General features: G+C 71.0%; 4 protein-coding genes. 2 read left to right on the top strand and 2 right to left on the bottom strand.

Annotated features, from left to right (window positions below; all coding sequences use genetic code 11):
* Positions 1–153 precede the first annotated feature (153 nt).
* On the top strand, positions 154–1,851 hold the full coding sequence (locus FV233_RS27805; RefSeq protein ID WP_147899454.1) for a methyl-accepting chemotaxis protein: 1,698 nt from the start codon (positions 154–156) through the stop codon (positions 1,849–1,851).
* A 447-nt stretch (positions 1,852–2,298) separates the two neighbouring features.
* Here FV233_RS27805 and FV233_RS27800 read toward each other — a convergent pair whose 3' ends face one another.
* Entirely contained in the window at positions 2,299–2,961 is a 663-nt protein-coding gene (locus FV233_RS27800; RefSeq protein WP_147857041.1) for a CoA transferase subunit B, read from the bottom strand.
* A gap of 22 nt (positions 2,962–2,983) precedes the next feature.
* Complete coding sequence (locus tag FV233_RS27795; protein ID WP_147857042.1) at positions 2,984–3,724, bottom strand: CoA transferase subunit A; 741 nt, start codon at positions 3,722–3,724, stop codon at positions 2,984–2,986.
* A 311-nt stretch (positions 3,725–4,035) separates the two neighbouring features.
* On the opposite strand from FV233_RS27795, the gene FV233_RS27790 reads away from it, so the two are divergent.
* A complete protein-coding gene (locus tag FV233_RS27790) occupies positions 4,036–5,841 on the top strand; it encodes an AsmA family protein (protein WP_147899453.1) in 1,806 nt (601 codons plus the stop codon).
* Positions 5,842–5,900: the final 59 nt, after the last annotated feature.

Genomic DNA, 5,900 nt, shown 5'->3' with positions numbered 1-5,900 from the left:
TAACAAATATATATGAACAAACCAAATTGACTTCAGAAAGTACTCATCTGCCTATTGTCACCGCATCGTAAACCAGGCGGTTTTGGCCGTTGATGTTTTCGCGAGGTTACGAGATGATCTTGGATCGATTTTCCAGGATGCGGGATCAGCGCGATGGCATTGTTGCGTGACGCAAAAATACTCGTGAAGTTTGCCATTCCGCTCGTCATCGTGGCTTTGGCAGCCGGAGGATTGATCGTCTACGCGCGGGCCAGCCTGATCGCACAATCGACGCAGACACGGCAGATCGTCGACGTGCAGGCCAAGCGCCTCGCGATGATCCTCGGCCTCCAGATCGATTTCGGCGAGATCGCCGTCCAGGCGCGCAACCTCGTGCTCGAGACGCGGGAATCGCAGATGGCGGGGTATCAGACCCTCATCAAGCAGAACACGGCGCACGCGTTCAGCCTGCTCGACGCCCTGATGCAGATGGCCGACACGCCCGCGCGGCGCTCGGCCGGGGAGACGCTGCGACAGATCCTGACGGCGTTCGGTGCGGTGGTCGACCGGGTCGCCGCGAGTGCGGAGCGGGGCGAGGCCGAAGCCGCCGGCGCCATCCTGCTGGCCGAGGGCAATCCGCTCCGCGCCAAGCTGGTGGAGATGATCCAGGCTCGGGTCGACGTCCTCACGGGCGACCTCCAGCGGGAGCGGGATGCGTCCGAGGCGGCGGCCTCCCGGGCGACCCTTCTGCTGGTCGCGGCGGCGACCATCGGCCTCGCCATCGCCATCGGGGCGGGCGTCGCCGTGGTCGTCCTCGGGGTGACGGCCCCGCTCAAACGGCTGGTCCGGACCCTCGAGCGCATGGGGCGCGGGGAGACCGACAGCGAGATCCACGAAGCCGCCCGGGGCGACGAGATCGGCGCCGTCGGGCGCGCCGTCGAGGGGATCAAGCGCATGGTCGCCGCCGAGGCGGCCGAGCAGGCCGAGATCCGGCGCCGTGCCGACCAGGCGGCCTCGTCCGAGCGCAGGCGCGCCCGCGCCGAGCTGGCGGACAGCTTCGAGCAGACCATGGTCGGCATCGTCGGCGCCGTCTCGACATCGGCCACCGACCTGCAGCGGGCCGCCCAGGGCATGACCGACACGGCCAGCCTGGCGGCGATGCAGGCCGCCACCGTCGCGTCGGCGGCCGAGGAGGCGGCCGGCAACGTCCAAACGGTCGCGGCGGCCGCGGAACAGCTCGGCACCTCGGTTCAGGAGATCGGACGTCAGGTCACGGGCTCGGCCGGCCTCACCCGGATCGCGGCCGAGGAGGCCGGGCAGACGACCAAGCTGGTCCAGGCCCTGAACCAGACCTCGGCGAAGATCGGCGAGATGGTCGGGCTGATCGCCGACATCGCCAGCCAGACCAACCTGCTGGCGCTCAACGCCACCATCGAGGCGGCGAGGGCCGGAGAGGCGGGGCGCGGCTTTGCCGTCGTCGCCTCGGAGGTGAAGGAACTGGCCGGCCAGACTGCCCGGGTCACGGAGGAGATCACCGGCCAGGTCGGCGCGATCCGGGCCGTGACCGAGAACGCCGTGGCGGCCATCGGCGGGATCACCAGCCGGATCGGCGAGATCGACGGCGTCACCGCCAGCATCGCGGCCGCGGTCGAGGAGCAGGGTGCCGCGACGCAGGAGATCGTCCGCAACGTCTCCGAGGCCGCCCTGGGGACCGGTGCGGTCACGAGCAACATCGTCGGCGTCGCGGATGCGTCGGAGAAGACCGGGGCGGCCGCGACCCAGGTGCTGGACGCGGCGGCCGTGCTCTCGGATCAGTCCGGGCGCCTGAACGCCGAGGTGGCCCGCTTCCTCGACGGCATCCGGGCCGCCTGAGGAAACACGGTGCCGGTCCGAGAAACCGGCAAACGATCTCGATTTCAAAAGGTCTTGGACCCATCCCTTTTAAGGTGTTTGGCCACGTGCGCCTCGTGGGATCGGCGCTCCTGAGCAGATCACGTGCCCCCCTTTCCCGGACAGGTGAAGCGAAGCGGAACCTGATCCGGGACCCAGCACACGAAGCGCCGCGTCAGCGGCACAGGTTGATCAGACGGACGCTGCGCGGCCGTATTGTGCTGGGTCCCGGATCGCATTCCGCTGGCGCTGCATGCGCCCGGGAAAAGGGCCGTGCAGACAGCTCGACGCCATGTCCTGGCTCTCGGCCCAAAACCTTGCGCGTGCGGGGCCGAGCCCTGCGAAGACCCGGGGCTCCGCGCCCCGAACCCCGCCAAAGGGTCGCAGGCCCTTTGGAAACCCCTGTTCGAGCCGAGAGAGCGCTCCGGATCAGGCCGCGAGGGCGACGGTGTAGTCGGCTTCGGTCTTCCTGCGGATCTCGTCCTCGGTGACGCCGTCGGCGAGCTCGATCAGCGTCATGCCGCCGTCGCCCTTCTTGTCGATCGCGAACACCCCGAGATCGGTGATCACGAGGTCGACCACCTGGGTTCCGGTGAGCGGCAGGTCGCAGGCCTTGAGCAGCTTCGGGCTCTCGGTGCCGTCCTTGTTCCTGGCGACGTGCTCCATCACCACGATGACGCGCTTCACCCCGGCGACGAGGTCCATCGCGCCGCCCATCCCCTTCACCATCTTGCCGGGGATCATCCAGTTGGCGAGGTCGCCGTTGCCGGCCACCTGCATGGCGCCGAGGATCGACAGGTTGATGTGCCCGCCCCGGATCATCCCGAAGGAATCCGCCGACGAGAAGTAGCTCGTGGTCGGCAGCGCCGTGATCGTCTGCTTGCCGGCGTTGATCAGGTCCGGGTCCTCCTCGCCCTCGTACGGGAAGGGGCCCATGCCGAGCATGCCATTCTCGGATTGCAGCTGCACCGACATGCCGTCGGGGATGTAGTTCGACACCAGCGTCGGGATGCCGATGCCGAGGTTCACGTAGAAGCCGTCTTCCAGTTCCTTGGCGGCGCGTGCCGCCATCTGCTCGCGGGTCCAGGCCATCGTTCTATTCCCTTTCCCTCGATCAGTGGGTGCCGCCGCCGGCGGCGGCCGCGGGGGTGCTGTCGCCGCGCTTGCGCGTGGTGCGCTGCTCGATCCGCTTCTCGCGCGCGCCGACCTCGATGATCCGCTTCACGAAGATCCCGGGCGTGTGGATCGTGTCCGGGTCGATCTCGCCGGGCTTCACGAGGTGCTCCACCTGCGCCACCGTCATCGTGGCGGCGGTCGCCATCATCGGGTTGAAGTTGCGGGCGGTCATCCGGTAGCGGAGGTTGCCCTCGGTATCGCCGGTATGGGCGTGCACGATGGCGAGGTCCGCGAACAGCCCGCGCTCCATCACGTATGCCTCGCCGTCGAACTCCCGCACCTCCTTGCCCTCGGCGACCTTGGTGCCGACGCCGGTCTTGGTGAAGAAGGCCGGGATGCCGGCGCCGCCCGCGCGGATGCGCTCGGCCAGGGTCCCCTGCGGATTGAACTCGATCTCCAGTTCGCCCCCGAGATATTGCCGGGCGAACTCCTTGTTCTCGCCGACATACGACGAGATCATCTTGCGCACCTGCCGCGTGTCCAAGAGCTTGCCCAGGCCGACCCCGTCGATGCCGGCATTGTTCGACACGATGGTCAGGCCCTTGACGCCCGAGGCGCGCACCGCCTCGATCAGCTCGTCGGGGATGCCGCAGAGGCCGAACCCGCCGCACATGACCATCATGTCGTCGCGCAGCAGGCCGGCCAAGGCCGCGGTGGGATCCGTGTAGACCTTCTTCATCGAACCGTCCTTTTCCCGCCCGGTCTGGCCCGGCCGAAATCTTGGGAACTACGTTTCCTCGGGCCTGCTGTCCCCGATTCCGCGGCCGAAATCCAGTGCCGGGGCACGTTGCCCGCATGGTGTCCGGGGCGATCCGTAACCCGACACCCTGGGGAGAGCGGGGGCGCCGGGCAGGCCCCCGCAGACAAGGCGCCCGGAGCGCGCTATGAGGTTAACGCAACGAGCAGACCCTACCGGGCCGCGACGGCTTGAGGGGGCTGGCGCCGCACCCGGCCCCTGGCCGCGCCCGCGGCTCGCCCATCCGGAGCATGATGTCGCCGCGCCGCCCCATTTTCGTAGCCGCCTTCGGATGCCTCGTCCTCGCGGGGCTCGGCCTGCAGGACTGGTCGGTCGACGGCGGCCGGGCGATGACCGTCGCGGGTCCCGCACTCGATGCGTACGGCCTCGCGCTGACCGCCGAGGGACCGGCGCAGCTCACGCTCCTTCCGATCCCGCGCCTGAGCCTCGAGCGTGTCCGCCTCGCCGCCGGATCCGCCGGGCCGACCCTCGCGGAGGGCGGTCGTCTGACGATCGACCTCGATCCGATCGCTCTGCTGGCCGGCCGCGCCGCCCTGGGCGGCCTGCGGCTCGACGCGGCGCGCCTGTCGCCGGATGCCGCCGCCTGGCGCGAGCCGCTGGCGCGTCTGGCCGGCCGCATGCGCGCGGGTGCGACCCAGCACCCGCGACGGATCGCCCTCACCGGCGCCCGCGTCGGGGACGGCGCGGACGCAAGGGACATCGACATCGATCTCGCCTGGCCGTTCTGGAGCGCGAACGCCGAGGCTCATGCCAGCATGACCTGGCGGGGCGTGCCGACCCGGATCGCCCTGGCCCACATGCTGCCGGCCTATATCGCGCAGGGCCTGCGCACGCCGTTCACGGCGACGGTGACCTGGCCGGATGGCAGCCTGGCGGCCGAGGGGACGGTTGGGCCTCCCCCCGACGGCGGCGGGCTGCCGCCCCTGGCCGGCCGCGCCCGGTTCGAGAGCCGCGCGCTCCCGAAAACTTTGGCTTGGCTCGGGCGCGACGCACCGCTCGCCGCGCTCGCCGGCGCCTTCTCGCTCGACGGACGGTTCGAGGCCGGGGACAGGTCGGTGTCGTGGCCGAGCCTGCGGGTGGGGCTCGGCGACGACGTCCTGGATGGGGCCGGCGCCGTGACCCTCGGGGCCGGGCCCGAGCCGCGCCTCTCGGTCCAGGCGACCCTGGCGGCCGAGACGCTCAACCTGTCGCCGCTCCTCGCCGACCTGATCCGGCTGTTCGAGGCCGAGCCGGCCGCCCTGGCGCTGGGCCCGCTGACAGGGGGCGATCTCGACCTGCGCCTGTCCGCGGCCGAGGGCCGGGTCGGTCCGGTCCTGGCGCAGGACCTCGCCGCCAGCATCCTGGTGCGGGACGCGGCCGTGGAGGTCGCGGTGAACCGGGCGCGCCTGCAGGACGGCATGCTCAAGGGGCGCGTCACCCTGGCGAGCGCCGCGGATCCGGCCGAGACCGAGGTCCGGATGCAGGGCAGCCTGGACCGGGTCGACGTCGGGTCCCTCCTGGGCGAGATCGGTGCGGGACGCTGGTTGAGCGGGCCGCTGCAGGGCCAGTTCAGCCTGGAGGGCAGCGCCCGCGACAGCGTCGCCCTGCTCGCCAGCCTCGGCGGCCGCGCGACCCTCTCGGTCGACGGCGGCGCGATCGCGGGCCTCGATCTCGCCGAACTCGTCCACCGCAACGGCGCGGTGCCCACCGGGGCGCTGGCACGCCGGAACGGCCGGACCGCCTTCGAGCGCGCCGCGATCACCCTGCGCTTCTCCGACGGGATCGGCGAGTTCGCCGAATCCGGCCTGCGGGGCCCGAGCGTCGGGGCGAGCCTGCAGGGTCAGGTGTCGCTGCCGGGCCGGCGGATCGCGGCCCGGGGCGACCTCGCCCTGCGCGCGCTCGCCGACCTCCCGGGCCGCGGGCTGCTGTTCGAGGTCACGGGCCCGCTGGATGCCCCCACGGCGCAGATCGTGTCCCACGGCGAGGCGATGCTGCCCGATCCCTTCAAGGTGCCGGCCGCCCTCGGGCTGAGCGGTGCCGCCCGCGCCTACGCACCCTGACCCCGATCCGCGCGCCTGCCGCCCGACCCCGAGCTCCGGCCCCGAACCCCTCCGTGACC

It is taken from the genome of Methylobacterium sp. WL7 (genome assembly GCF_008040085.1).
In the GTDB taxonomy this organism is placed as follows: Bacteria; Pseudomonadota; Alphaproteobacteria; order Rhizobiales; family Beijerinckiaceae; genus Methylobacterium; species Methylobacterium mesophilicum.
Note: the sequence above shows the minus strand (reverse complement) of the source record. Positions and strands in the feature narration are given on the sequence as shown.